The organism is Anaerobacillus sp. ABA4_114 (genome assembly GCF_056159065.1).
Genome location: NZ_JBSWUM010000001.1, coordinates 3,222,630 through 3,247,029, shown reverse-complemented (window position 1 = coordinate 3,247,029; position 24,400 = coordinate 3,222,630). Strand labels below are relative to the sequence as shown.

General features: G+C 43.0%; 31 protein-coding genes and 1 riboswitch. Of the genes, 25 read left to right on the top strand and 6 right to left on the bottom strand.

Features of this window, described 5'->3' with window-relative positions; genetic code table 11:
• The first annotated feature begins 24 nt into the window (after positions 1–24).
• The 7 genes from ACXAEY_RS16745 (at position 25) to ACXAEY_RS16715 (ending at position 5,260) form a co-directional block, all read left to right on the top strand.
• Positions 25–399 carry a VOC family protein gene (locus ACXAEY_RS16745; protein ID WP_474813545.1) on the top strand — a complete coding sequence of 125 codons (375 nt, stop codon included), beginning with the start codon at positions 25–27 and terminating at the stop codon, positions 397–399.
• Between the two features lie 440 nt (positions 400–839).
• Positions 840–1,370: a GNAT family N-acetyltransferase gene (locus tag ACXAEY_RS16740; protein WP_474813543.1), complete on the top strand. Its 531-nt coding sequence runs from the start codon at positions 840–842 to the stop codon at positions 1,368–1,370.
• 153 nt (positions 1,371–1,523) lie between these two features.
• Positions 1,524–2,837: an ATP-binding protein gene (locus tag ACXAEY_RS16735; protein ID WP_474813541.1), complete on the top strand. Its 1,314-nt coding sequence runs from the start codon at positions 1,524–1,526 to the stop codon at positions 2,835–2,837.
• Positions 2,838–2,912: 75 nt separating this feature from the next.
• Positions 2,913–3,113 (top strand): PspC domain-containing protein, encoded by a 201-nt coding sequence (locus tag ACXAEY_RS16730; protein ID WP_270180910.1) that lies wholly within the window; start codon positions 2,913–2,915, stop codon positions 3,111–3,113.
• Positions 3,114–3,163: 50 nt separating this feature from the next.
• The gene (locus ACXAEY_RS16725; RefSeq protein ID WP_474813539.1) at positions 3,164–3,844 is read left to right on the top strand and encodes an HAD family hydrolase; all 681 of its coding nucleotides are present in this window, start codon (positions 3,164–3,166) and stop codon (positions 3,842–3,844) included.
• Entirely contained in the window at positions 3,841–4,470 is a 630-nt protein-coding gene (locus ACXAEY_RS16720; RefSeq protein WP_474813537.1) for a YdcF family protein, read from the top strand. The genes ACXAEY_RS16725 and ACXAEY_RS16720 overlap by 4 nt, the downstream gene beginning before the upstream one ends.
• Before the next feature lie 19 nt (positions 4,471–4,489).
• Positions 4,490–5,260: an SDR family oxidoreductase gene (locus ACXAEY_RS16715; RefSeq protein WP_270180913.1), complete on the top strand. Its 771-nt coding sequence runs from the start codon at positions 4,490–4,492 to the stop codon at positions 5,258–5,260.
• Between the two features lie 157 nt (positions 5,261–5,417).
• Here the strand turns inward: ACXAEY_RS16715 and ACXAEY_RS16710 are convergent, their stop codons facing one another.
• Positions 5,418–5,804, bottom strand: coding sequence for a hypothetical protein (locus tag ACXAEY_RS16710; RefSeq protein ID WP_474813534.1), 387 nt, complete (start codon positions 5,802–5,804; stop codon positions 5,418–5,420).
• Between the two features lie 425 nt (positions 5,805–6,229).
• On the opposite strand from ACXAEY_RS16710, the gene ACXAEY_RS16705 reads away from it, so the two are divergent.
• The 3 genes from ACXAEY_RS16705 (at position 6,230) to ACXAEY_RS16695 (ending at position 8,383) form a co-directional block, all read left to right on the top strand.
• Positions 6,230–7,744, top strand: coding sequence for a BCCT family transporter (locus ACXAEY_RS16705; RefSeq protein ID WP_474813532.1), 1,515 nt, complete (start codon positions 6,230–6,232; stop codon positions 7,742–7,744).
• Positions 7,745–7,919: 175 nt separating this feature from the next.
• Positions 7,920–8,072: an aspartyl-phosphate phosphatase Spo0E family protein gene (locus ACXAEY_RS16700; protein WP_474813529.1), complete on the top strand. Its 153-nt coding sequence runs from the start codon at positions 7,920–7,922 to the stop codon at positions 8,070–8,072.
• A gap of 23 nt (positions 8,073–8,095) precedes the next feature.
• A complete protein-coding gene (locus ACXAEY_RS16695) occupies positions 8,096–8,383 on the top strand; it encodes a hypothetical protein (protein WP_474813527.1) in 288 nt (95 codons plus the stop codon).
• A 34-nt stretch (positions 8,384–8,417) separates the two neighbouring features.
• Here ACXAEY_RS16695 and glnA read toward each other — a convergent pair whose 3' ends face one another.
• Positions 8,418–9,740: a type I glutamate--ammonia ligase gene (gene glnA / locus ACXAEY_RS16690; RefSeq protein WP_474813525.1), complete on the bottom strand. Its 1,323-nt coding sequence runs from the start codon at positions 9,738–9,740 to the stop codon at positions 8,418–8,420.
• 269 nt (positions 9,741–10,009) lie between these two features.
• Here glnA and ACXAEY_RS16685 point away from each other — a divergent pair, with 269 nt between their 5' ends.
• From ACXAEY_RS16685 to ACXAEY_RS16670, 4 genes are all read left to right on the top strand, one after another.
• A complete protein-coding gene (locus ACXAEY_RS16685) occupies positions 10,010–10,789 on the top strand; it encodes a GNAT family N-acetyltransferase (protein WP_474813523.1) in 780 nt (259 codons plus the stop codon).
• The gene (locus tag ACXAEY_RS16680; RefSeq protein WP_474813522.1) at positions 10,782–11,204 is read left to right on the top strand and encodes a GNAT family N-acetyltransferase; all 423 of its coding nucleotides are present in this window, start codon (positions 10,782–10,784) and stop codon (positions 11,202–11,204) included. Before ACXAEY_RS16685 ends, ACXAEY_RS16680 begins: the two co-directional genes overlap by 8 nt.
• Positions 11,205–11,265: 61 nt before the next feature.
• Entirely contained in the window at positions 11,266–11,766 is a 501-nt protein-coding gene (locus ACXAEY_RS16675; RefSeq protein ID WP_474813520.1) for a DUF1648 domain-containing protein, read from the top strand.
• Positions 11,767–11,904: 138 nt separating this feature from the next.
• Positions 11,905–12,858 (top strand): ribose-phosphate diphosphokinase, encoded by a 954-nt coding sequence (locus ACXAEY_RS16670; RefSeq protein ID WP_270180925.1) that lies wholly within the window; start codon positions 11,905–11,907, stop codon positions 12,856–12,858.
• A 132-nt stretch (positions 12,859–12,990) separates the two neighbouring features.
• On the opposite strand, the gene ACXAEY_RS16665 is transcribed toward ACXAEY_RS16670, so the two are convergent.
• Together ACXAEY_RS16665 and ACXAEY_RS16660 are read right to left on the bottom strand one after the other, a co-directional pair.
• Entirely contained in the window at positions 12,991–13,737 is a 747-nt protein-coding gene (locus ACXAEY_RS16665) for a Cof-type HAD-IIB family hydrolase (RefSeq protein ID WP_474813518.1), read from the bottom strand.
• A gap of 143 nt (positions 13,738–13,880) precedes the next feature.
• The gene (locus ACXAEY_RS16660; protein ID WP_270180928.1) at positions 13,881–14,123 is read right to left on the bottom strand and encodes a hypothetical protein; all 243 of its coding nucleotides are present in this window, start codon (positions 14,121–14,123) and stop codon (positions 13,881–13,883) included.
• A 184-nt stretch (positions 14,124–14,307) separates the two neighbouring features.
• On the opposite strand from ACXAEY_RS16660, the gene ACXAEY_RS16655 reads away from it, so the two are divergent.
• The 11 genes from ACXAEY_RS16655 (at position 14,308) to ACXAEY_RS16605 (ending at position 21,914) form a co-directional block, all read left to right on the top strand.
• Entirely contained in the window at positions 14,308–15,063 is a 756-nt protein-coding gene (locus ACXAEY_RS16655; protein ID WP_474813516.1) for an AAA family ATPase, read from the top strand.
• 61 nt (positions 15,064–15,124) lie between these two features.
• Positions 15,125–15,302, top strand: a riboswitch (cobalamin riboswitch).
• A gap of 145 nt (positions 15,303–15,447) precedes the next feature.
• Positions 15,448–15,918, top strand: coding sequence for an acyl-CoA thioesterase (locus ACXAEY_RS16650; protein ID WP_270180930.1), 471 nt, complete (start codon positions 15,448–15,450; stop codon positions 15,916–15,918).
• Between the two features lie 117 nt (positions 15,919–16,035).
• Positions 16,036–16,410, top strand: a complete 375-nt coding sequence (locus tag ACXAEY_RS16645; RefSeq protein WP_474813513.1) for a cupin domain-containing protein — start codon at positions 16,036–16,038, stop codon at positions 16,408–16,410.
• Complete coding sequence (locus ACXAEY_RS16640; RefSeq protein ID WP_474813511.1) at positions 16,397–16,891, top strand: DUF4825 domain-containing protein; 495 nt, start codon at positions 16,397–16,399, stop codon at positions 16,889–16,891. Before ACXAEY_RS16645 ends, ACXAEY_RS16640 begins: the two co-directional genes overlap by 14 nt.
• A gap of 94 nt (positions 16,892–16,985) precedes the next feature.
• Positions 16,986–17,522, top strand: coding sequence for an AAA family ATPase (locus ACXAEY_RS16635; protein ID WP_474813509.1), 537 nt, complete (start codon positions 16,986–16,988; stop codon positions 17,520–17,522).
• Between the two features lie 20 nt (positions 17,523–17,542).
• Entirely contained in the window at positions 17,543–18,271 is a 729-nt protein-coding gene (locus ACXAEY_RS16630) for a DUF5694 domain-containing protein (RefSeq protein WP_474813507.1), read from the top strand.
• Between the two features lie 12 nt (positions 18,272–18,283).
• Positions 18,284–18,790, top strand: coding sequence for a GNAT family N-acetyltransferase (locus tag ACXAEY_RS16625; RefSeq protein WP_474813505.1), 507 nt, complete (start codon positions 18,284–18,286; stop codon positions 18,788–18,790).
• A gap of 156 nt (positions 18,791–18,946) precedes the next feature.
• Positions 18,947–20,146 (top strand): M24 family metallopeptidase, encoded by a 1,200-nt coding sequence (locus ACXAEY_RS16620; RefSeq protein ID WP_442865178.1) that lies wholly within the window; start codon positions 18,947–18,949, stop codon positions 20,144–20,146.
• Between the two features lie 18 nt (positions 20,147–20,164).
• Complete coding sequence (locus ACXAEY_RS16615) at positions 20,165–21,358, top strand: cystathionine gamma-synthase family protein (RefSeq protein WP_474813504.1); 1,194 nt, start codon at positions 20,165–20,167, stop codon at positions 21,356–21,358.
• 136 nt (positions 21,359–21,494) lie between these two features.
• On the top strand, positions 21,495–21,695 hold the full coding sequence (locus ACXAEY_RS16610) for an IDEAL domain-containing protein (RefSeq protein WP_270180937.1): 201 nt from the start codon (positions 21,495–21,497) through the stop codon (positions 21,693–21,695).
• Positions 21,696–21,758: 63 nt separating this feature from the next.
• The gene (locus tag ACXAEY_RS16605; protein ID WP_474813501.1) at positions 21,759–21,914 is read left to right on the top strand and encodes a hypothetical protein; all 156 of its coding nucleotides are present in this window, start codon (positions 21,759–21,761) and stop codon (positions 21,912–21,914) included.
• A 196-nt stretch (positions 21,915–22,110) separates the two neighbouring features.
• Here ACXAEY_RS16605 and ACXAEY_RS16600 read toward each other — a convergent pair whose 3' ends face one another.
• Both ACXAEY_RS16600 and ACXAEY_RS16595 read right to left on the bottom strand, forming a co-directional pair.
• A complete protein-coding gene (locus ACXAEY_RS16600) occupies positions 22,111–22,797 on the bottom strand; it encodes a DUF4352 domain-containing protein (RefSeq protein WP_474813499.1) in 687 nt (228 codons plus the stop codon).
• A 75-nt stretch (positions 22,798–22,872) separates the two neighbouring features.
• Entirely contained in the window at positions 22,873–24,297 is a 1,425-nt protein-coding gene (locus ACXAEY_RS16595; protein WP_474813497.1) for an alkaline phosphatase, read from the bottom strand.
• Positions 24,298–24,400 lie beyond the last annotated feature (103 nt).

The following is a 24,400-nucleotide window of genomic DNA, read 5'->3' as shown; positions in this document are numbered from 1 at the left end:
CACATGATTAGGAGGGGGTATAGAATGGTAAGTCCGATCGCAAACAAAGTACATACCATTTTTGTTCATGTTACTGATTTAGAACGCTCTGTGCGTTGGTATACAACGTTACTTGGTCAAGAAGTCAGTTTAGACGAAGTGGCGGATCCCGTCTACAATTTGAAGATCGATCATCATACAGGAGTTGTCCTCGATGCTGGTCCTGAGGGAGAGACGAAGAGAGTTGACCCATCAAAGCATCCGATCTTTAATTTTCATACAGATGATATTCAAAAGGCTTATGAATATGTAAAAGAACTCGGATATACAGTTGACTCTGAAATCGTGCATTTCGATGACTTTTCTTTCTTCAATATTGAAGATCCTGATGGAAATATCGTGATGGTTTGTACAGGGTGATCCAAGAACAATGAAGAGGGGTTTCATACGAAGTTCCTCAGCTTGTCGAGAAACCTATGCACATATTCGGTTCTCCCAACGCCGTAGTCGATGACGATCGCATGCTTTCCGCGGACGAACGTCCAAGCCCGAGGTGAAGCCCACACCCCGGTCTCGGCCGCCCGTTCTACCGCAGGAGTCCGCGATCGTCTCTCCTACTTGAAGAGAATAAATCCCAAAAAAACATTCCGTCACAATGGTTTAACAGACGAATATTGGAATTCTGCTCTTCCTTTTACCCATTAACGGTAAATTGAAAATGGAATTCATCATAACACTGAGACTTTCTCTACAATCTAGGGAGGGACTTCATACGAAGTTCCTCTTTTTGTGTGCTTCATGATTTTCTTGCATTCAACACATAGTATAGAGAAAGGCTTTCTCAGATGGAGAGTGACGGTATGAAGAAGATCATCCTAACGACTGATCGACTCGTTCTTCGGGAAATGTACCGAGAAGATGTTGATCACCTTTTAGAAATGTTTCAGGATCCTGAAGTGATGAAGTATTACTCTGGTTTGAAAAATCGAGAAGAGACGAGGAAATGGATCGAATGGACGCGCGAAAACTATGGTAAGTATGGTGTTGGGTTATGGATCGTCGAAGGTAAGAGCACTGGTGAATTCCTAGGACAGTGCGGTCTGGTTTTACAGAAAGTCGATGGCAACATGGAGATCGAACTAGGATATTTATTGAAGAGGTGCCAATGGGGAAAGGGGATCGCACTTGAAGCTGCACATGCTTGTAAACACTATTGGTATGAAAAGATGACTGCAGAGAGAGTGATTTCTCTTATCGATCCTCTTAACGATCGATCGGCAAAACTCGCAGCTCGAATTGGGATGAAGTATGAAAAGCGTATTAGGAAATGGGAAAAGGAACTAGATCTCTACTCATCTTATCGTAGTGATTTCACCCAGATTAAGGAATAAATAGAAGGTGCTGTATAAGTTGGGATTCGATTGTACTAAAGATAGATTCAGGACTATTTTACCTTTTTGTGAACATTTACGAAGCGGGCGTTAGTAAAAGAGGAATAGGACTTTTGGGGCAGAATGTATAGTGGTGTACTCACAAAAATCTAGATGTGTGGTGAAACCATGATATTGACGGCTAAGAGTGTGCTATTAAACCTTCTGGTGGTTTTTGCCCCATTAAGTATCATTCAGGTTTTCTATCTTCTCCAGCATACGAACTTTTTGAAACGTTCCTCTAAATGGATCCTTACTATTTTTCCCGGTATTTCAATAGTCTTTTGTATGATGTATCCCTTTGTATTTAACGATGAATTTATTCTAGATTTCAGAAGAATTCCTTTTATATTGGGTGGGCTGTATGGTGGTCATTGGGTTGCGTTCGGATACCTGATCGTCACACTTGGGTTCCGCTATTCCATCGGTGGTTCTGGATTTATCACGACGCTTATCTTCTTCGGTGGGCTTGCGATCATCATTTCATTCTTGTCTCCTATGTTTAAAAAACTCGATCTGAAGCATAAGCTCCTATTAGCCCTGGCGCTCGATAGCGTTGTTGGATGGTTTTCGGCAGGGTTTAGTTTAGCATTCTATGATACTGGTTTACCTACGAATGTGTGGGTTGTCTTCAATATCACTTCGTCAATTGGAATCATCGTCGCCATCCTCGTGTATGAAGTATTCATCAGTCAGTTTAACTTATTGAATTCGGTTATGGAAGGTCAAAAGCTGAAGGTCGCTAGCCATCTTGCGGCAAGTATTTCTCATGAAGTAAGAAATCCGCTTACTGTCAGCAGAGGTTTCCTTCAGCTCATCGACAGCGATGTGAAAGACCCAAAAACAAAGGGCTATATGGATCTTGCGATAAAAGAAATTGACCGAGCAACGGATATCATCAACGACTATCTCACGTTTGCGAAGCCGTATCCAGAGAAGTACGATGTGATTGAAATTGAAAGGGAACTCTACACGAGTCTAAACGTCATTCAACCACTCGCCACGATGAACGATGTGACGATCACTTCGCATATCGAACTCCCATCAACGATTATCGAATATGAAAAGAAAAAGTTCCAGCAGTGTATTATGAACATCTTAAAAAATAGTATCGAGGCGATGCCTGAAGGAGGCACATTGACCGTTCAGGCGACTAAAAAGGGCAGCAAAGTGATCATCACGATTTCTGATACGGGTGTCGGCATGACTCCTGAACAGCTTTCACGCATCGGTGAACCGTTTTTTACTACGAAAGAAAAAGGGACGGGCCTCGGCATGATGGTGACTCATAGTATCATTTCTGCGATGAACGGTCATCTGTCATTTGAAAGCAAGCCTGGTAAGGGCACGACCGTTACGATCTTTCTTGAAGTGAAAGAATCCTCTACAACAGGTTTTGCAGTACAGTCTAAGAAAGGAATCTCTTAATGAAACTTTTGAAACCTTCTCATAGGGGGAATCGTATAGATAGACAAGTACCCATTAAGAAAGGTGGATGTTCGTATGAAAAAGCTATACAAATCGACGCAAGATCGGAAATTATCAGGTGTGTTAGGTGGACTGAGTGAAGTTTGGAACATGGATGCAAGCATGTTACGAATTGTTTTCGCGGTGTTGACCGTTTTATTAGTAGGACTCCCGATGGTCCTCATCTATGTGGTAGCAGCACTAATCTTGCCAGATGATAAGGATGTTTGGGAATAAGGTGAAGACAGTAGTCTTCACTTTTTTTATTGAGAAGGAGGGAAACGTTCATGAAGGCAGTTCTTTTTGACCTAGATGGAACCTTATTAAATCGAGATGCTTCGCTCGAAGCATTCATTCGTGACCAATACGACCGCTTTCCACAGGTAGTGGGTCACATTCCGAAGGACGTATATTGTGACTCGTTTATCAAGTTTGATCAGCGCGGTTATGTTTGGAAAGATAAGGTGTATCAACGAATGATTTCAGAATTCAAGTTGAAAGGTGTGACCCCTGAGGAACTATTACACGACTACGTAAGCGAATTTAAGCATCACTGTGTCCCGTTTCCAAATCTCGTAGCGATGCTTGAAGAGCTAACGTCTCGTAACCTTACGTTAGGGATTATTTCTAATGGATTCGGACAGTTTCAGATGGATAATATAAAAGCGCTAGGCATTCACGGTTATTTTGATGCGATTTTCATCTCTGAGTGGGAAGGATTAAAGAAGCCAGAGGCGAACTTGTTTTATCGGGCACTGAGTAAGCTCGGTGTATTGCCGGAAGAGAGCTTATTTATCGGTGATCATCCTGAGAATGACGTACACGCTGCAAAGCGAATCGGGATGAAGGGAGTCTGGAAGAAAGATGATCATTGGGAAACACCGGATGCTGATGCGGTGATTAATGATCTGATGGAGCTTCCACGTTTACTCGATAAACTGGAGCCAGAGAAGGAGCGAAGACATTGAAGCCAGTCATACCGAAAGCACCAACGATGCCAGAACTAGCGCAGCATGAATGGAACGAAATCGAAGAGGTCGTATTTGGAGAAGTGAAGACGCCTCGGCGGTGTGATGTTCTATTTATCTATAGCGGCACACATCCAGGACACTGGGAAAAAGCGATTGAAGCCTATCACAATGGATATGCGAAAGACATAATCGTCACAGGCGGAAAGAGTTTAACGGGCGTTCCTCACCCTGATTGGGATGATGAAGTCGCTTCAGAAGCGGACGTGATACTCTCCCACCTTCTCGATAATGGGGTGCCTAAAGAATGTATCACGTACGAAAAGAAATCGACCAATACACTAGAAAACGTGATCTATGCGAAGGAAGTGTACGATTTTAGCCGTACGAAATCTGTTATGTACATATGTAAAAGTCATGCAGCAGGACGCCAGTATCGAACGCTAGCAAAACAACTTCCGAGTTCAATCGAGTACACTTCGTACACGTTTGATTGTACCTATAACGCTGTACGCGTTGGAAGGGATAATTGGATGGATACAGAGGAAGGTAGAAAACGCGTTTGGGGAGAATACCTAAGGATTCAGCACTATGGAGAGCTTGGGCATATTTTGGCAGTTCAATAGAATGTAAGGAGATCACAATATGATTGAACGAATAGCGATTATTACCGGGGCAAGCCGTCCTAAAGGCATTGGTGCCGCGATTTGTCGTGAGCTAGCTTCAAAAGGGGTTCATGTCTTTTTTACTCATTTCACTCCCTTTGATGAGACGACTGGATATGATGATGCAGATCATCAGTGGGCAGAGACATTTGCGAGTGAGCTTAGAAGAAAAGGCGTAAACGTTGGTCACATGAACTTGGATCTAGCAGATAAAGACGCGCCGGACCAACTACTTGATAACGTTGAACGAGAGCTTGGGAAACCTACCATTCTCGTAAACAACGCAGCACACTGCGAAGAAGTAAGCTATAAAGAATTAACAGCTGAAATACTAGCAAAACACTTTGAAGTTAACGTTCAGGGAGCGTGTATGCTGACGGTGGAATTCGCGAAGCGGTTAGAAGGGACGCGGTTAGGCGGACGGATCGTAAATCTAGTATCTGGGCAAGACAAAAGTCCGGTAGCAGGAAACCTGGCCTACATCACATCAAAAGGGGCTATCTCTGCTTTTACAAGGTCACTAGCGACAGAGGTTGCATCTGAAGAAATCACGGTGAATGCGGTTGATCCTGGCCCGACCGATTCTGGTTGGATGGATCAAGCAACGCAAGAGTTTTTAAAACCTAAGTTTCCAACGGGACGAATCGGGACACCAGAGGATGCAGCGCGTTTGATTTCATTTCTCACAAGTGAAGAAGCAAGGTGGGTAACCGGTCAGATCATTCATTCTGATGGTGGGTTTTGGGATTGAACTAACCTGAAAAATGGACACTTATAAGATGGTGTCCATTTTTTTGTTTTTTCTAGAGATAAACTCGTTTCTAATAAAAACAGACCCCGGTTCAAAACCGAGGTCACGCGTAGTGTAAGTTTTATGCAGGTTGTGGAAGGCTGTTGATTTCCAGGTTTTATTTGACTGTATAGCCAAGAATGTGGTCAGAAAATACAACAAACTCTTCTAGGTGAATTTTTGAGTCAGGAGACCCAATTTGAGTAATCGTAACGTTCTTCATATACACATTTGCGGCAACATTGAATAATTGCTTATCAGTGACATCAATTGCAGGGTTCAGCTCATAGTCTTGAAGCGCAGCGCCTAGAATTGGTTCTTTTTCAATATCTTCAGCTAGTTCTTTAGCAAACTCTCCTTCTATAAACATCGAGTCAGTAACGACTACTAATTTACTGGATTGAGGTCTATTCACTTGCAACTCCTCAATCTTTCCTTCCACTTCCACGAGCGTCAGTTTTTTAAAATCAATGACTTCTTCATTCTTAATCGCTTGTCCGTTCATAATAGCCCCCATGAAAAGATTGTTGTACATCCCATAATTACAATTCAAGAGAACATCTCTTATTCCTTCTTACCTTTCTTATTATAATCAATGGGCTTTTCTTAATATCATAGAAAACTGTGGTCAGGCACGTGCCTGACCACAGTTAATTTTCTGAAACGTCTATGAGTCTTATAGCTACTAACACTGTGCCACTACTAATCAGTATCATCGTCGAAAGGTTTGATGCAGTGACTTGCATTTTTCCGTCAGAAGAATCATCAATTTTTTGTGTCTTTATGTAATATTGCAAAGCGTTAAAACTTTAGAAAATTTTTCGCGATTTTTGTCTTACATCGTCAGTTTTTAGGGTAATAAGGGGGAGGGACCTTATTCGCATAGGTTTTATACAGCAGCATTCAAATCGTTATGATGAGGTGAAAGGATTGAAGAACGTTACGTCGGTTTTTTGGTACGGATTATTGATTTGTGGATTAGTAGTCCTATGGGGAGCAGTAGCTCCATCTAATTTAGAAAGCGTCACATCAGCTGTGACAGGATACATATCAACACAGTTCGGATGGTATTATCTCTTAATCGTTATGATCATTCTAGGATTTTGTATCTACTTAATCTTTTCGCCATTTAAAAATATTAAGCTTGGTGGAAACAATGAAAAGCCCGAGTTTCCGCTTGCAACATGGTTTGCGATGCTCTTTAGTGCAGGCATGGGAATGGGCATGGTGTTTTGGACTACTGCTGAGCCAATTTCTCACGCATTTAAAAGTAGTCCGAACGGACAAGAAGGAACGCCTGAAGCCATTCAGCAATCTCTCGAGTATTCATTTTTTCATTGGGGCGTCCATGCGTGGGCAGTGTACTCGTTAGTTGCCCTCGTGCTGGCATACTTTAAATTCCATAAAGGGTACCCGGGATTGATCAGTGCCACGCTCATTCCGCTGTTCGGGAAGAAAAGAATGGAGGGAATAGCAGGGACGTTGATCGATACGCTTGCGGTCGTCGCGACAGTTGTAGGAGTCGCTGCAACGCTTGGATTTGGAACGGCTCAGATTAATGAAGGGTTAGCGTTTCTCTTTGGTACTCCGAGTAACTTTGGAATGCAGCTTTTGATCTTAGTTGTGTCAACGATTCTTTTCATCGCATCTGCATGGTCTGGAATTAGTAAAGGAATAAAGTATTTAAGTAATATCAACTTAGGGTTAGGCTTTGTATTACTTCTAATGCTGCTTATCGTTGGACCAACGCTTTATATCATGAACATGTTTACAAATACGATCGGAGGTTATTTTACAAACTTCTTCGATATGAGTTTCAATATGAATCCAAACAACGAAGACCGTCAGTCATGGGTGAAAGGATGGACGGTGTTCTACTGGGCATGGTGGATCTCATGGTCTCCGTTCGTCGGAATCTTTATTGCGAGAATTTCACGAGGCCGTACGATCAAAGAATTTATGCTTGGCGTACTCTTCGTTCCATCGGTCGTCTGCTTCATCTTTTTCTCAGTGTTCGGGGTATCAGCACTCGATCTTCAGCAGCAGGGGATCGCAATGATCTCAGATTATTCTCTTGAAACGGCGACGTTCGCCGTGCTTGAGCAGTATTCACTAGGGACGCTCATGACGATTATCACACTCTTTGTGATCGCGATTTTCTTTATCACGTCAGCAGACTCTGCGACGTTTGTGCTTGGGATGCTCAGTACGACAGGTAGCCTGAATCCAGCCGCACCTGTGAAGATTCTCTGGGGACTTAGTCTTTCTGCAATGGCAGCGATCATCATCTACTTCGGGGGGACTCAGGGACTCCAGAACATGCTTATCATCGCAGCATTTCCGTTCTCCGTCGTGATCCTCATGATGGGATACTCATTCTTTAAAGCCGCAAATGCGGAAGTGAAAGAGAATAAGACAAATATGCGTACGAATAAAGCGAGTTGAAGAGCTGTTTAGAAAAGGAAGCTGATAGAATCAGCTTCCTTTTTTATTGAGAAGTTTGACGTAGTGAGTGAAATACGTACATGATCTTAAAAGTACTTCTTCTAAAATTTAACAGAAAAAGGATTTTTTATGTTACCCTAATGATAGTAACCAAATAACATAAGGGGTTCGGTAGGTGAAAAAGTTGGAGGAAGAAATACATGAGCTGCGGATGGCGCTTTACGAAGTGGCGTTTGAAGCGGATACTTTTTCAAGTGAAGAAGTCATAGAACTAAGTCAAAAGCTGGATGAGAAATTAGTGAAACTTCAAATAGAGAAGGAAGAGTAAATGTAGATGAAAGGAGTATGCGGTTGCCAACTTCAGTACTAGGTAGAGTTTGTGCAGTATCTCTTTTCTTTTATTTGGGTGTGTTGATCGCTGTTGTCGTAGGGATCTATCAAGATGCTCCACTTGGAGCAATCACACTAGTGATGAAGGTTGGGATCTTTGCGGGTTTACCTATCTTCATCATTTCAATCTTCGCGGTTAGAAAAGAAATGTTCTATAAAAAATTTGTTCCTGTACTTTCATTAGTCATAAGTTTTTTCTCATTAATCGGCACATTTTTTTTCATGTTTATATGGTCTTTCGGAGGATAAAAAAATCCGCTCAAAGTTTGAGCGGATTTTACTTTTACTTATTCATATAACGTTCAACTTCCCACTGACTTACGTTCAGGGAGTAGTCGATCCATTCTTTTTCTTTGTCTTCGATGTAGCATCTAGACGTATGCTCACCTAGAGCGTCGATTACGACTTGGTCTTCTTTAAGTGCTTTGATCGCTTCTTTTAGGTTTGTTGGAAGTGTAGGAACATCATCTGTAGACACTTCGTAAAGGTTACGAGACTCTGGTTCACCCGGGTCAAGCTCGTCACGAATTCCTTCAAGACCTGCATGTAGTACTGCAGCTAGCGTCAAGTAAGGGTTCGCTGTAGGGTCTGGATTACGAATCTCAAAACGTGTACCCATTCCACGTGTTGTTGGAACGCGGATCATACAGCTGCGGTTAGAGTGAGACCAAGCAACACTTACCGGTGCTTCATAGCCTGGTACAAGACGCTTATATGAGTTAACGTTCGGGTTAGTAATTGCCGCAAGACCATTCGCATGGTGAAGAATACCAGCCATGAAGTGTTTCATCGTATCAGAAATTCCGTCTTCTTTGTTTTCGTCAAAGAATGCACTCTCGCCATCTTTGAATAGAGAAAGGTGGCAGTGCATACCAGAACCGTTCTCACCTGCGAATGGCTTAGGCATGAATGTCGCGTGATAATCATGTCCAGTCGCAACGTCTTTTACAACGCTCTTGAACGTTTGGATGTTGTCTGCAGCTTTCAATACACTGTCAAAACGGAAATTGATTTCGTGCTGTCCTTTTGCTACCTCATGGTGAGAAGCTTCCATCTCAAAACCATATTTCTTCAACGTGCGAACGATATCGCGTCGTACTTGGTCACCTTTGTCTTTAGGTGATGCATCAAAGTATCCACCGCGGTCATTCATTTTGCGAATTGGATAGCCATCTTTGTCCAACTGGAATAAGAAGAATTCTGGTTCAGGTCCAACGTTTACGGTATAGCCAAGATCAGACGCTTCTTTCATCGCTCTTTTTAAAATAAATCGAGGGTCCCCTTCGAACGGTTCACCGTCGGGAGTGTGAATATCACAAATGAAGCGTGCAATGCAGTCCGTGTCGACCGCTTCAGGAAGTACTTTGAATGTTTCAAGATCTGGGAACAAGTACATATCACTTTCTTGAATATCTGAAAAGCCTGCGATTGAAGAGCTGTCGAACATTGCTTCATTGTTCATTACACTTTCGATCTCTTCAACAGGAAGCTCTACGTTCTTCGTTTCACCAAGCATGTCAGTGAATTCTAGGCGAATAAATTCTACATTCTTTTCATGAACTTCATCCAAAATAACTTGTTTAATGCCTTCTTTTGTAATCGTCATACATTACCTCACCTTTAGAAAGTTTTTTAACTATTCACTATTTTACCGATAACAACGTATAAGTGTGGATTTATGTTAGGAATCCTGACATAAAATTTCACTTTGTCTATCAGCTATAGAAATAAATACCCTTATTTTGTTCACGTAAACCGCTCAAATAACAATCCATGATAGAAATGGTTTCCAAATGCTTCACTTTGCAAGACAATGATAGTATGTGTAAAAAGATTTGAAATTTGTATCAAAAATTTTATTCATTGAGGTGTCGTATGCAGAAGCATGAATTAAAAGCGTTGTTTGATGAAGAAATGAGAAAAAACGTTACGCCTCCAGGCTTCCGAAGGGAAGAAACCGATCATGTTATTCGTCATGTTTCAGTCCATCAAGATGAGCATGGTTTCATCATCTTTTCTAACTTGACGAATGCTGACGCTAAAAAGGTTATTACGGGTGAAAAGGACCGCTTTGCTACATTAAAACAGGAGTTTGAGTGGAAAGTTTATAGTTATGACGAGCCTTCAAACCTTGTGGATCTTTTAGAAGATGAAGGGTTTAAGAAAGGTGAAAAAGAAGCGCTTATGGTCATCCCGCTTTCTGATGACCACTTTTTGTTAAGTCACGATACATCACATGTGAAGGAAATAACCGATTTGGAAGGAATCAATGCCATCATGAAGCTTGAAGAAAGCATATGGAATCACTCTTTCGCAAGCTTAGGAGAACGGTTGTGGCGTGATTTTAGAAATACGAATTCACTCTCCTTATATGGGATTTATGAAGCTGGCGATTTGGTAAGTGCTGCCTGGATGTACTTGGAGGGAGAGAATTTTGCGAGCATGTGGGGTGGATCGACGTTACCACAGCATAGGAAAAAGGGACATTACACGGCACTTTTAGCTGCACGTGCGAAAAAAGCGAAAGAAATGGGGCATCCTATTTTAATGGTCGATGCAAGTCCGATGAGTGAACCAATTTTACAAAAGTGTGGATTTGAACGATTAGGGTATTCGTATGGCATGCTGTATCCTGGAGGGAAGTCACATGATTAAAGAAATGAAGTCGGTTGAAGAAATAAGGGAAGCATTTCTCGTAATGAGTGAGCTGCGCACGAATTTAGATGAAGAATCGTATTTAGAGTATGTAGACGAAGCACGTAAAAAAGACATGTACCACCTGTATGCACTCTATGAGGAAGGGGAAATCGTAGCCGTCATCGGTTTTACACCGATGATCACCTTATACTATGGAAGAAGTGTATGGGTTTATGATCTTGTGACTCGAAAGGAAGATCGCTCGAAAGGGTACGGCAAGTCGCTCCTTTCCTTTGTGGAGAAGTGGGCTAAAGACCATGGCTATCGTTCCATCGCACTTTCCTCAGGTCTACAAAGGCATGATGCGCATCGATTTTATGAAGAAAAGATGGCTTACGATAAAGTGAGCTATGTCTTTAAAAAGGAACTCTAAAAAGGAAACTTCCTCACCTTCCATTCGTATAGTATAGTAGACACGAAAAGGAGGGATGACGATGGGGACTCGAAATAGACCGAACATTACTATCGAAAAACCATTTCTACATAACATCCTAGACATCATAGGGATCTCAGCATTACTCCTTTCAATCGCTTATGTTGTGCTCAACTGGTCAAGCATTCCTGAGGTGGTGCCGCACCATTTCAACGCTGCGGGTGAACCTGATCGGTGGGGAGACAAGTGGTCGGTTTTCCTTTTACCTTCGATTGGGGTACTCATGTGGATTGGGCTTTCGTTCCTTGAGCGTATCCCTGACTCTTACAATTATGTTGTTAAGATAACGGAAGGAAACGCTGAAAGACAGTATTATTATGCCGTTACGATGATTCGCCTTCTAAAAAATGAAATCGCAATCTTCTTTGCGTTATTGAGCCAGAAAATCGTTGAGATGTCGAGTACGAAAGAAACCCTCGAGTTTTGGATCGTTCCGGTATTCCTTGTTATCCTATTTGGTACAATCATCATTTATCTCGTGAAATCCATACGGTGGCGATAAGGAACAGGGCAAGATTTCCTTTAATTTTTTGAAGAAAGTTGTACGGGCGCTGTGTTATAGTTGAAGAGAGAATGATTCCCTTACATTACGTTTTGATTGGAAACTTCCTATCGAAATGAACCATAAAGGAGCTACGCTATGCTACGCCAAGAAAAAGACGTGAAAGTATTTGGTTTGAATTCAAACCCTGAACTTACAGAAGAAGTTGTAAAACTTCTTGGAATCGAGTCAGGTAAGTCTTCCGTTAAGCGCTTCGCAGACGGTGAGATCAATATGAACGTTGAAGAAAGTATTCGCGGATGCGATACATATCTAGTTCAGTCCATCGGTGGGGCTGGATTAGGAAACGACTATTTGATGGAGCTCCTCATCATGATCGATGCATTGAAGCGAGCTTCTGCAAAAACGATCAATGTTGTGCTGCCTTATTATGGCTATGCACGTCAGGACAGAAAAACCGGTCCAAGACAGCCGATCACAGCGAAACTGATCGCAAACATGCTCGAACGATCTGGTGCAACAAGAGTCCTAACGGTCGACCTACATGCGAACCAGATCGAAGGCTTCTTCAACATTCCGGTTGACCAGGTTTCTGGTATTCCTGTACTAGCCGAATACTTTGAGAAGAAACAGCTTGAGGATATCGTAATCGTTGCCCCAGACAACAGCAGTGCACTGCGTGCCCGTAAACTCGGATCCCTGCTTGATGCTCCGATCGCATTGATCGATCGTCGTTCATACGATACAGGTGAGCCTTCTACAATCAACGTAATCGGAGATGTAGTAGGTAAAACAGCGATCATTATCGATGATATGATCGATACAGCGAAAAACGTGACGTTCACTTCTCAAATATTAGAAGAGCACGGTGCGAAAGAAGTGTACGCGACATTCACGCATCCAGTCCTTTCAGGCACGGCTACACAAGAAATTGCACAATCGAACATTAAAGAAATCGTTGTGACGAACACGCTACCTCTACCGAAGAGCGGTGACATCGATAAGATCACAGTCCTTTCGATCGCACCATTGCTTGCAGAAGCAATCCGCATCGTTCAAGAGAAACTGTCGATCAGTAAGATTAGAAAATAACTTGTGAAGAAAGAAGCTGACAGTTCAGCTTCTTTTTTTGATTTGCAGGATAGAGAGGGAAAGGGAGAAATCAAAAAGGCTGAGTGAATGTTCCATTCACTCAGCCTTTCGACATAAAGCGGGTGGTGCCTGTCACTCGCCCTTCATTATATGGTCGATTGCGTGTGCGACACCGTGCTCTGTATAAGATTTCGTAATCCAGTCTGCTGCTTCTTTTACGGGCTCCTGTGCGTTGCCCATCGCAACACCGAAGCCAGCTTCACGAATCATCGCGATATCGTTCATACTATCTCCAACAGACATCACTTCGTCCATGGAAAGATCAAGCCATTTCGTTACTTTGCGTAGCGCAGCTGCTTTGTTTACACCTGCAGGGTTGATTTCCATGTTAGTTAAACTAGAGTTTGTGACTTCTAGTGCATCGTTGCTCATCACTTCATCTAAAATAACTTGGCGCACGTCGTCGTCTTTCACATCGAAACCGAATTTCAACCAGTCATATTCATGAAGATCTTTCTCGAACGGAGTATTCGAATTAAATACTCCTTCAGTTGTGGAAGACCAGAACCAAACATCATGCTTTTTCTTAAGATCCCAAAGGTTCGCGACAATCTCACTATCGAGGTGCGTACTGTCAACAAGGTTGAAATGCTGATCATAAATTTGACCCCCGTTTACCGTGATCAAGTAAGCTGATTCGCCTAATTGTTCTGCAATCTCACGACAGAAAGGGAGAGAGCGCCCAGTGCTGATCACAACATGATACCCAGCTTCTTTCGCACGGCGCACTGCGTCCTCATTTTCCTTCGACACTTCGCCGTCATGATTAACGAGCGTGCCATCCATATCTAACGCGATTAACTTTATCTCTTTTTTCATCTCATCCACTCCTATCTTTCGCTGACTCTATTCTAATACAAATGAAACGAAATCTGTAGTCGAGTGGTTTTTTATAGGCAAAAAAAAAGAGAACCTGATGAATAGGTTCTCTAAGGGTATTGAGTTTTAGTAAGTTCTGACAACTATTCCTCTCTCTTCTTCCCAAACACTTTCTTCGAAGCACCTTTGATCATTTTCTCAGCCTTATCTGCCGTTTTTCCTACAGCATCTGTGCCAGCTTTACTCACATTCTTCACAAAATCAGTAGACGTATCAGAGACCTTGCCAACGAGACCGCCTTTTCCGCTAACAGACTTCACCATATCATTAACTGTATCCGCAGATTTATTCACAAGATCGTTTGCTTGTTTGGAGGTTTTCTTCACCAGGTTTTCGTCTTGTTTCTTTTGATCAGAAATAAGATCTCCTCCTTAAAAAATGAAATTCATTACTATACATATGGGTGAATTCCAGTGAATATGCGTCTTTTTTTCATTTTATATTATGCGCTTCGCGTGTGAGTGGTATGATGAGTAGAACTTATGTTTGTAAGTTAGGGGGCAATTAGCAATGAAGTTAACGCAAGAAACCCAGTATGTGAAACGTCTCAATGTAAAGGAAGATGAGATCCCTTCATATGATTTCTTTCCATTTGATCTCCCGGTAATTAAGCATTTTAAGGAGCTTTTGTTTCACCCGAACGTGACGTACATCGTTGGTGAGAATGGGATGGGGAAATCGACGCTGCTTGAAGGGATGGCGATTAAGTATGGGTTCAATCCTGAAGGCGGGACGCTTAACTTTAATTTTTCGAGCTATGATTCTCACTCAAACTTAGATCACTATTTGCGACTGGCAAAAGGCGTTTATAGGGCGAAGGATCATTTCTTCTTCAGAGCGGAAACGTATTATAATCTCGCTACAAATATTGAAGAGTTAGATGCTGATCCGTTTGCGGGGGCAAAAGTCGTCGATGGGTTTGGAGGCAAATCGCTCCATCAACAATCTCACGGAGAATCCTTTTTCGCGGCTTTTACCAATCGTTTTAGGGGAGAAGGGTTATATATTTTAGATGAACCTGAGGCAGCACTTTCTCCCATCAGACAGCTGTCGATGCTTGCCCGCATCCACGAACTGGTCGGACAGGGGTCTCAGTTTATTATCGCCACACACTCGCCGATCCTTATGGCATACCCAGATTCGAAAATGATTGTGCTGAGTGAAGATGGAATGACTGAGACAACATTAGAGGAGACGGAACACTTTAAGGTGATGAAAGAGTTTTTTGATGATAAAGATCGGTTGCTGCATCATTTGTTTCAGTGAACGAGTTTGACAGATCTTCAACGATAGGAGATAGTAATTTTCAGGTAAGGATTTTCCTTACTAACTGAATAGGCCTTATGGTGGCTTTATTAAAAGCTGAAAAGGGAAGTTTGGTGAAAATCCAGCGCGGTCCCGCCACTGTGAAGAGGAGGCATATCGCAATACCACTGTTGTTTAACGGGAAGGGCGATGTGCTGAAGAATCGAAGTCAGGAGACCTGCCATAAGGAAGAGCATTGATTCCTACGGGAGATAGGAGGGTGTTACGTGGAAAGTACTAACGGATACTGTTTGGTGGTTCCGTGATTTCGTGACGTTTATATCCTGCGCATCTTCAACTTGGAGATGTGTTTTTTTGTTGAAAAAGTGAAGGAGGAACGCAATCATGGAATCTTTACCAGTAAGCTATTCGAAAATGACACAAACAAGGTTAGTGTTACCGCCAGATACGAATCATTTGGATACGATTTTTGGAGGAAAAGTGTTAGCATACATCGATGAAATCGCAGCATTAACGGCTATGAAACACTCAAATTGTGTGGTCGTGACGGCATCGATCGACTCTGTTGATTTTCTATCATCCGCGAAAGTTGGAGATGCGTTAACGCTCGAGGCTTGTGTCACGAGGTCCGGTCGAACATCGATGGAAGTGTATGTGAAGGTGTATGCAGATGATCTTCTTCACGGGAGAAAAGTGATGACGACAGAATCGTTCTTAACGATGGTTGCGGTCGACTCAGAAGGGAAACCGAAAGCCGTGCCAGGCATCCTACCTGAAACGGATGAAGAGAAGAGGCTGTACGACACTGCGCCTTCAAGGAAGGAACATCGTCAGAATCGTTCAAGGTTAAGGTAATAATGGAGGGTCCCTCAGGTAACGAATTCCTGAGGGGTTTGTTTATTTTTGCCAGATTAAAAGGGAGAGCGCCTTAAGAATCGAAGTATGTATGGGGCATAATGTAGGAGGGTAAGTATGAAGCGCTACCGATTTGGTCGAGGTAAAGAGATTACGAAGTTTGATAGTAAGCATGTGGTGATTTCGCCTATTACGAGAATGATAGAAGAAGAGGTCGATGTGATACAGATCGCTTGTATGCATCTTGGTCGTGATGGATTACTCGGAGGTCATGAAGCTGTGGTGCCACAAATGTTCCTCGTGCTAGAAGGAGAAGGAATCGTGAAGGGCGGCGATCAAACTGCTCGTATACAAAAAGGAGAGCTCGCGATGTGGGAAAGAGGGGAATGGCATGAGACGTCGACGGAAGATGGCATGACCGCAATCGTTATAGAATGTGACAAGCTAAAGCCGTTCAGTGGTTTACAGGAAATAACAGATGAAGGGAATTAAGCTTGTTTTTATAGTATTGCTAATCATCGTCAGCGGCTGTCGTTCTGCTGAACCAGCCGAGGAAACGCTTTTTCAGTACAAAGATTCATACATAGGAGACAACGGAGCGGTTGGTGCGATCTTACGAATGCTGCCTGGTAGCACGGAGTTAAAAAGTTTATCGCTGCAAACAAAAAGCGAGCCATATGGCTTAACAGCTTATTATTCAAAAGCGCTACCAGAAGAAGAGCAAAGAGAAGCGTTTCTATTCAATGCAACGTTTCTTTTCACGTTGATTCAAAATGCTGAGGTCGTTTCTGCTGATTACGATGGCGAGGTATTATCGGTTACGAGAGATGAGTTTCAAGCTTGGTATGGTGAGAATCTTTTTGAAGCTGCTTCAGAAGATGAACTGATCGATCTTGCTCAGCCAAAGCTTGAAGACTCGGAGCAAGTCAATCAATTTTTTGAAAACCAAACAGGAGTGAATGAGCGTGACTGATTTTTATTGTGATGAAGTGTTGAGTGGAAATACTGCTGTTCAAGTCGTCAAAGAGACGGAAAATATCTTTTCCGGAAAGGCGTTGAGTTAAGCGATGATCATCATGATCAATGGCGCGTTTGGAGTTGGAAAAACGACTGTTGCCAATGAGCTTCTAAACAAAATCGATAACAGTATGCTTTTTGATCCAGAAGTGGTCGGAGGGATGCTCAGTGCGTTGCTTCCTTCATCGATCAAAGAAGAAGAGGCACTTACGGGTGATTTTCAAGACTTGGAATTATGGAAAGAGTTCACCGTCTCCATTGCAAAGCGGACGGCAAAGCACTATCAGAAACACCTCATCGTCCCGATGACGATTCGAAAACCTGATTATTTTCATTCTATCTTCGATGGATTTAAACGAATCGATCCTGAGACGTTTCATTTTTGCTTAACAGCTAGTAAGGAAACGATTACCACAAGACTCCTGAATAGGGGAGAAGCTTATGGAAGTTGGTGTTTTTACCAAACCGATCTGTGTATAGAGGCTTTTTCTTCTGGAGGATTCGGGGAATATATTTCAACTGAGAACCGACGAATTGAAGAGGTTGTAGACATTATTATGAAAAGGTTAGTGATGCCGATTCTTTAGAATAGGGAGGAGCATGTGTGTTGGGTAAGCCAAAAGTTCTGGTGTTCGGAACGTTTCATATGAAGTATACGAAAGACCTTTATAAGGTGGATACGGATGATTTGGAAACGGAAAAGAGACAAGCAGAAATGATCGACATTGTTGACCGATTAAAACGGTTTGAGCCTACAAAGCTAGCATTCGAAATTGTAAAGAGTGAGAATGCTGGGCTTAATCAAGAGTATCAGGATTACGTGAATGGTAATGGAGAGCTCAGGGTCGATGAAGTGCATCAACTTGGCTTTCGTATCGCGTCTCAATTAGAGCATAAAAAAGTATATGCGGTCGATTGGATGGATACGGTCGGAAATCGAGCGCTAAGTGAGGTATATGATTGGGCAAAAGAAGAGCAGCCTGAGCTTTATGAATATATCAACAAAACGTATCCCTCGCATTCTCATAAAAGTCTGGAAAACAGAACGATACTCGAGCTTTTACATGAGATGAATTCTCCTGAAGAAGTGATGAAGAGTCACGAGATGTATATGAACATCGCTCGTATCGGAAAAGATGAGCAATACGTTGGCATCGATTGGGTCCGATGGTGGTATCAGAGGAACTTGATTATCTATCACAATCTAGCAGAGCTGTGTGAGCCTGGTGCTCGAACGTTGCTCATCATAGGGTCTGCTCACGTTCACCTCGTTTCACAGTTTTTAGAAGAAAGCGGTTTGGTTGAGGTAGAGAGAGTAGGGAACTATTTAGAGTGAAAAGGTGACGTAATGGAAAAGAATCTAGTCGTACAGCAGTATGATCAAGACTATCAAGAACAAGTGGTGGATTTGATTTCTACGATCCAACAAGATGAATTTCAAATCCCAATTACAGTAGAAGAACAGCCTGATCTATATGCGATCGCGTCGTTTTATCAAACAGGGAAAGGGAACTTCTGGCTTGCGATCTATAATGGACGTGTAGTGGGTACGATTAGCCTACTCGACATCGATAACAACCAGCTCGCACTACGTAAGATGTTTGTACATAAGGATTATCGAGGGAAGCCTCTTTTTGTCGCAAATAGATTGCTACAAGAAGCGATAAAGTGGTCGAGGGAGAAAGAAGTTCATGCCATATACCTTGGTACAACGCCGCAATTTTTAGCGGCACATCGATTTTATGAGAAAAATGGTTTTGTTCGGGTGGAGTTGGAAGACCTCCCGAAATCTTTTCCTGTCCTGGCTGTGGATAAAAGGTTTTATAGGTTGGGGATGAATCGAAAGGTAATGTAAAAAGGTTAAGGCAGATCCATGATGAATGGGTCTGCTTTTTTAATGCGTGACCTTATAATTTTTTGTAAAAAGGGAGTTGTGTCGTAAGGCGGGATGATGGTAGTATGAGTTAACTGAAAATTTAAACAATAGTTGTAGGGAGGCGACGTCCCAATGATGCCATTCGAGTTGCGAGAGTACCAGGAACGCATTCAGCTGACGAAGAGAAGGATGCTCGATGAAGGTCTTGAAGTTCTGCTTATAACGGACCCTGCGAACATGAATTATTTAACGGGGTATGACGGCTGGTCATTTTACGTGGATCAAATGGTCGTCGTGATCATCGATGAAGAGCAGCCGCTTTGGATCGGAAGAAAGATGGACGGCAATGGTGCGAAGGCAACGACATGGCTTCACCATGAGAACCTCGTAACGTATACCGATGATTACGTTCATTCGAACGTGAAGCATCCGATGGATTTTGTTGCGAAAACACTTGAAGAACTTGATCAAAGTACGCGTCACATCGGGGTAGAGATGGGGGCGTACTACTTCACCGCCTTAGCGTTTGAATCGTTGAAAAGAAACCTTCCTGACGCGAAGTGGAAAGATGCCACCCTCCTTGTGAACCGTGTTCGGATGGTGAAATCGAATCAAGAGATTCTATATATGAAAAATGCAGCCAGGCTCGTTGAACTCGGAATGCAAAAAGCGGTCGATACGATCTCTGAGGGCGTTCGAGAATGTGACGTCGTGGCTGATATTTATAGCAGTCTCATCAGTGGAACACCTGAATTTGGCGGAGATTATCCAGCGATTGTTCCGATGTTACCATCGGGGGAACATACGTGTACACCGCATCTCACATGGTCTGATAAACGGTATCGAAACAATGACCTCGTCATTATCGAAATTGCTGGCTGCTACAAACGATACCATTGTCCGATGGCGCGAACGGTCTCAGTTGGGACGCAAGATGAGAGAGTTCGAGACATTGGAAAAGTCGTGGTAGAAGGGCTCGATGAGACGCTCGCGTTCGTAAAACCTGGCGTAACGTGCGAAGAGGTTGAAGAAGTTTGGCGGAAGTCGATCGCTCGGCATGGCATCATGAAGGATTCACGCCTCGGCTATTCGATCGGACTAAACTATCCACCTGATTGGGGTGAACATACGGCGAGCGTTCGACAAGGTGATCAAACAATTTTACAACCGAATATGACGTTTCATCTTATTCCTGGAATCTGGTATCACGATTTTGGGATTGAAATCAGCGAATCGATCAGAGTCACGGAGAGTGGAAGCGAAGTTCTTGCGAATTTTTCAAGAAAGCTAATCGATGCAAAAGGCGTGTCGATGATGGGGAACGATGCAGTCTGAAAAAGGAGGAGATCGATTGTGAAAAAACCAGGAATGGGGACATCGTCCGTCTGGGCAGGGGAGAAAGAATACCTCTCTCATGGTGCGACGCAAGTTCCGGTCGTCCATAGCGTTGCGTATGGATATGATGACATGGACGAGTGGTATGAGGTCGCGGTTGGAAATAAGAAGGGTCATATCTATGGTAGGAATACGAACCCGACTGTTCAGGCGTTCGAAGATAAAGTGAAGGCGCTTGAAGGAGCGGAAGCGGCGACGAGTTTCTCGACAGGGATGGCGGCGATCAGCAATACGCTCGCAACGTTTCTATTTCCAGGAGATCGGATCGTGTCGATCAAAGATACGTATGGTGGCACGAATAAAATCTTCACGGAATTTCTGCCGATGTTAAACGTCGATGTGATGCTTTGTGAAACGGGAAATCATGAGCTCATTGAGGAAGAGGTCGAGAAGGGATGCCGCATCCTATATCTCGAGACACCGACGAATCCAACGGTAAAGATTACGGATATCAAGCGGATGGTAAAAGCCGCTCACCGAGTGGGGGCGCTCGTTGTTGTCGATAACACGTTTGCTACACCGATCAATCAGAACCCACTCGCACTCGGAGCGGATCTCGTGATCCATAGTGCTACGAAGTTTCTCGGTGGTCATGCAGATGCACTCGGCGGGGTCGTCTGTGGAAATGAAAACTTGGTCGAAAAAATCTATCATTACCGGGAAATCAACGGAGCGACAATGGATCCGATGAGTGCCTATCTCTTGCTGCGAGGGATGAAAACGCTCAAGCTTCGTGTACAGAAGCAGTGCGATAACGCAATGAAGGTCGCGACGTACTTAACGTCACAGGCACTTGTCGAAGAGGTATATTATCCTGGACTCGAGGATCATCCGGGGCATGAGATCGCGAAACAGCAGATGAAGGATTACGGCGGGATGTTCAGCTTTGCGGTGAAAGGCGGTGTGGAAACGGTGAAGCATCTTTTACCGAAGCTGACGTTTGCAAACCGAGCCGCAAATCTTGGAGCCGTGGAGACAACGGTGGGACCGTCACGAACGACGAGTCATGTCGAATGCACACCTGAAGAGAGAGCGGCCATGGGCATACCAGAAGGATTAATTCGCTACTCAGCGGGTATAGAAGATGTAGAAGACCTTATCGATGATTTAGAACAAGCGTTTCAAGCCGTTGTAAAAGAAGTGAAGGTCTAGTAAAATCTCCTTAAAGTCAGAAAAGTTAAAAGAATCTGCATTGTGAAGTTTAAAGTTTTGTAAAATCGGTTAGATTACTAGTAACAGCGATAACAATTGTAGCTGCGTTTCTAATAATAGAATGGAGGATGAAACAATGGATCATCGAAAAATCTATTCAAACCAAGTGTCGGAGCAGAGTCAGGAAGTAATCGCAGAGCTACTAGAACATGTCCATAATAACGCTATTAAACATAGAGAAGAGCTACTTATGAAAGAAATAGATAAAGCATTAGACGAGCGTGACCGCGAGACTTTCATGGAACTGACAGAGCGATTGAAAACTTTCCATAATTGATAGGCATAAAAGACGAACCGCTTGCTTATAATCTAGTATCACCTAACTCAGGAGGAGATAGAGATGCTAGATTTGGCAGCGGTTTTTCATATGGCTACAGAGTGGATGGTCGCAAATAAAGGGTACAAGCTTCAGTCGGTCATTTTGTTCGCTACGTTAGGATTTTCGTTTATTAGCTATCTGATCTGGTACGTAACGAAGGGATATCGAGCTGTTTAAGCGTTTAATCGATCGTTTCTTGTGGGGATGGATGAGTGTTAATAGTGGATATCCGCGATTTTGAGGGGGTTATCCGCGAAATTCTCATTATTTCCGCGGAAATTTTATTTTATCCGCGATAATCGAGTAGATATCCGCGAAAAAAGGAATTTATCTGCGAAACGTGCTTTAACACGCTAAAAAAAGACCCCTGGTATCAGGAGTCTTCAATCGGAATGTCAATTGTTTTTGCCTTAGCTTTGGAATTCTTATCTTCATCAAACACGTCACTTGTTTTTACCGTTAGGGATGAAAGCTCAGCGATATCTGTTTCGTTAAGCACAAATCCCAATTCGCCAGTACGTTCTTCGTTACCTTCGTATACCCCATAAAGTTCTTCAAGGTAAAAGTCTTCCTCAAACCCTTTTTTCTCTCCTTCACTCGTTTCGAGCACCGAGACAGGAGCAAAATCAACTGGTTCATCTGAAGTGTTCTTCACTGTTACGTGCAGTTTTACATAATTGAAGTTCTTTTCGTCATCGGAATACGGATGGAAGAAGTCAATCAAGTCCATCGAAGGCGAATAGTTCATCACTTTAACGTCTGAAATAGTAAGTTCAACGTCTCCGATTTTCGTCGTTTCGTTATAGTTTGAGAGTGCTTTTAACGTAACGGATCCATCTTCATCCTCATGGAAATCGCCAACCTTCGTTAGTGAGCTGTCATCCGGTGCTTGTGGATTATCGGGAGCTTTGGCTGATTTGTTTTCCTTTTTGTTTTCATCTTTTTGCTGATTGTCTTCTTGCGTTGTTTCAGATTGCGTATTGTCTGCGCCTTGCTCAGCATCAGTCGCACATCCGGCAAGGAGTAGGGAAGCTGTTAGAAAGAATCCGATAGTTTTCATTGAGAAAGACCTCCTGCTTATAAAATTCCCGCTGCCGTATGAGCAGCGGGAACGTTTTTCTTAGTATGCCCTTAATTAATCGTCGTCACGCTCGTTGTCGTCATCTTCTTCATCATCGTCTTCGTTCTTCTGCTTCATAAGAAGGTCGTTCACCATTTGACCCGTTTCCGTGTTGTCATGAAGACCGATGAAGTTTTCTGCTCCAGGACCGTAAGCATACACGTTTACGTCTTCACCAGTGTGGCCGCCAGTTGTCCAGCCAGTACCTGAACGCAGGTCGAAGATTTTTTCGATCGCATTGTCGATTTCAGTTGTCTTGTCTTTTTCAGCTTTCGTAGCTTCTTTTACCCAGTTGATTTCTTCTTCAGTAAGCTCTAGGTCGATATACTTGTTAAGCGTTTCTTCTACGTCAGCACCTTCAGCGATTTGCTCTGCCATAAAGTCAGGCGTACGTTTAGCAGCTTTTAGTGGAGCTGGATCCCACTTATATTCACCGTCGCGACCCATTGCGAAACCGCCAGTTGAGTGGTCAGCAGTTGTAACGACTAGCGTGTGCTTGTCTTTTTTCGCGAATTCGATTGCTTCTTTATACGCTTGTTCAAAGTCTTCCATTTCACTCATCGCTGCAACAACATCATTGTCGTGACCAGCCCAGTCGATTTGGCTTCCTTCTACCATTAGGAAGAAGCCGTCTTTGTCTTTGCTAAGGCGATCGAGTGCAGTTGTTGTCATGTCAGCTAGTGAAGGCGTTTCTTCGTCGCGGTCGATCATCTTGTCCATTCCTTTTTCACCGAAAAGGCCAAGGATCTGTTCATTATCGTCACTCATAAGATCTTCTTTATTTGTTACGTAGCTGTATCCAGCTTTTTCAAACTCACCGGCAAGGTCACGATCTTCACGTTCGAAGTACTTTGTACCACCACCTAGAATGACATCTACTTTATGCTCGCCATCGACTTTTTCATCGAAATAATCATCAGCGATCGCATTGTAGTTGTGGCGGGACTCATCGTGAGCACCGAATGATGCTGGAGTAGCGTGGTTTACTTGAGATGTTGAAACAAGACCTGTCGCTTTATCTTCTTTCTTTGCGCGCTCTAGCACAGTTTCAACTTCTTGCTTTTCCATATCAACAGAGATTGCGCCGTTGTATGTTTTGATACCAGCAGCCATGGAAGTACCTGCTGCAGCTGAGTCCGTTACGCTTTCTTCATGATCCCAAGAGTACGTTTGCTGCTGCCCAAGTAGCTGCTTATCGAATGCTACTTCTTCCATATAAGGCGTTGATTTGTCATCCATGAATGAACGGTATGCCGTGTTATACACAGGACCCATTCCGTCACCGATTAAGAAGATAACGTTTTTGATTTCACCATTAACTTTTAGATCTTTATCTGATTTCGCCTCTGTTTCAAGAGCGCCACCAGCAAAGCTGCTGAATGCGAGCGTTGAAACAACTGCGAATGGGATTGCTTTTTTCTTGAAGTTTTTAAAATTCATTTGAGTACCTCCCGTGTTTCTTTTTTCTCACAATGTGTACTTTACTAGATAACGGTTAAGGATCTATTAATAGATTGTTAGAGAAGTGTTAAGGTTTTTGGGT